This window comes from Thauera butanivorans NBRC 103042, from assembly GCF_001591165.1.
GTDB lineage: Bacteria > Pseudomonadota > Gammaproteobacteria > Burkholderiales > Rhodocyclaceae > Thauera > Thauera butanivorans.
In genome coordinates, this window is record NZ_BCUG01000114.1 from 1 (window position 1) to 2,591 (window position 2,591).

2 rRNA genes are annotated in these 2,591 nt (G+C 55.1%); both read right to left on the bottom strand.

Annotated features, from left to right (window positions below):
- Positions 1 to 23 precede the first annotated feature (23 nt).
- Positions 24 to 137: ribosomal RNA gene (rrf, locus tag TBU01S_RS22530) — 5S ribosomal RNA — on the bottom strand.
- 114 nt (positions 138 to 251) lie between these two features.
- Positions 252 to 2,591: ribosomal RNA gene (locus TBU01S_RS22535) — 23S ribosomal RNA — on the bottom strand; the annotation flags it as partial.

The following is a 2,591-nucleotide window of genomic DNA, read 5'->3' on the forward strand; positions in this document are numbered from 1 at the left end:
CGGGCGTTGTTGCGCATGGATTAGTCTGACGATGACCTACTTTCACGAGGGCGTGCCTCACTATCATCGGCGCGTTTGCGTTTCACGGTCCTGTTCGGGATGGGCAGGGGTGGTTCCACAAAGCTCTGGTCGTCAGACTGTGACTTGTTGCCTGCGCGTGCTGTCGGGCAGCGTGAGCGCGGGCCAAAGTGAGAAGAAGTGCGTGTGAGTTGTGTGATGTGCAACGAGTTCTAGTGTGCATTCAAGGTTATAGGATCAAGCCACACGGGCAATTAGTATCGGTTAGCTCAACGTGTTGCCACGCTTCCACACCCGACCTATCAACGTTGTGGTCTTCAACGACCCTTCAGGGGGCTCGGGGCCCCGGGGAAGTCTCATCTTGAGGCGAGTTTCCCGCTTAGATGCTTTCAGCGGTTATCTCTTCCGCACATAGCTACCCGGCGATGCGACTGGCGTCACAACCGGTACACCAGGGGTGCGTCCACTCCGGTCCTCTCGTACTAGGAGCAGGCCCTCTCAAACTTCCAGCGCCCACGGCAGATAGGGACCAAACTGTCTCACGACGTTTTAAACCCAGCTCACGTACCACTTTAAATGGCGAACAGCCATACCCTTGGGACCGACTACAGCCCCAGGATGTGATGAGCCGACATCGAGGTGCCAAACTCCGCCGTCGATGTGAACTCTTGGGCGGAATCAGCCTGTTATCCCCAGAGTACCTTTTATCCGTTGAGCGATGGCCCTTCCATACAGAACCACCGGATCACTATGACCTGCTTTCGCACCTGCTCGACGTGTGGGTCTCGCAGTCAAGCCACCTTTTGCCATTGCACTATCAGTACGATGTCCGACCGTACCTAGGTGACCTTCGTACTCCTCCGTTACCTTTTGGGAGGAGACCGCCCCAGTCAAACTGCCCACCATGCACGGTCCCCGACCTGGATTCACAGGCCTGGGTTAGAACCTCGACGACACCAGGGTGGTATTTCAAGGATGGCTCCACCGGAACTGGCGTCCCGGTTTCATAGCCTCCCACCTATCCTACACAAGTCCCGTCAAAGTCCAATGCAAAGCTACAGTAAAGGTTCATGGGGTCTTTCCGTCTAGCCGCGGGGAGATTGCATCTTCACAAACATTTCAACTTCGCTGAGTCTCAGGAGGAGACAGTGTGGCCATCGTTACGCCATTCGTGCAGGTCGGAACTTACCCGACAAGGAATTTCGCTACCTTAGGACCGTTATAGTTACGGCCGCCGTTTACCGGGGCTTCGATCAAGAGCTTGCACCCCATCACTTAACCTTCCGGCACCGGGCAGGCGTCACACCGTATACGTCCACTTTCGTGTTTGCACAGTGCTGTGTTTTTAATAAACAGTCGCAGCCACCGATTCTCTGCGGCCCCTTCGCCCTTCGGATGTGCTCCTACAAGCTAACGGGGCATACCTTCTCCCGAAGTTACGGTATCAATTTGCCGAGTTCCTTCTCCTGAGTTCTCTCAAGCGCCTGGGTATTCTCTACCAGCCCACCTGTGTCGGTTTGCGGTACGGTCGATTCTAGACTGAAGCTTAGAGGCTTTTCCTGGAAGCAGGGTATCAGTTGCTTCGGCTCCTAAGAGCCTCGTTATCACGCCTGAGCTCAGCCCGGCGGATTTGCCTACCGGGCACGCCTACACGCTTGAACCACCTATTCCAACAGATGGCCAACCTAACCTTCTCCGTCCCCCCATCGCATCTAGAACCGGTACGGGAATATTGACCCGTTTCCCATCGACTACGCATTTCTGCCTCGCCTTAGGGGCCGACTCACCCTGCGCCGATGAACGTTGCGCAGGAAACCTTGGGCTTACGGCGAGGGTGCTTTTCACACCCTTTATCGCTACTCATGTCAGCATTCGCACTTCCGATACCTCCAGCATCCCTTACGAGACACCTTCGCAGGCCTACGGAACGCTCCCCTACCACGTGTCAAAGACACATCCGCAGCTTCGGTTCATGGCTTGAGCCCCGTTACATCTTCCGCGCAGGACGACTCGACTAGTGAGCTATTACGCTTTCTTTAAAGGGTGGCTGCTTCTAAGCCAACCTCCTAGCTGTCTATGCCTTCCCACCTCGTTTGCCACTTAGCCATGCATTTGGGACCTTAGCTGGCGGTCTGGGTTGTTTCCCTCTTGACACCGGACGTTAGCACCCGATGTCTGTCTGCCGTATATCACTTTGCGGTATTCGGAGTTTGCTATCGCGGGGTAGATCGCAGTGACCCCCCCAACGATTACAGTGCTCTACCCCCGCAAGTGTCCGTACGACGCACTACCTAAATAGTTTTCGGGGAGAACCAGCTATTTCCGGATTTGTTTAGCCTTTCACCCCTATCCACAGCTCATCCCCTAACTTTTCAACGTTAGTGGGTTCGGACCTCCAGTGCGTGTTACCGCACCTTCATCCTGGCCATGGATAGATCATCCGGTTTCGGGTCTACGCCCAGCAACTACGACGCCCTTATCAGACTCGCTTTCGCTACGCCTCCCCTATTCGGTTAAGCTCGCTACTGAACGTAAGTCGCTGACCCATTATACAAAAGGTACGCAGTCACCCC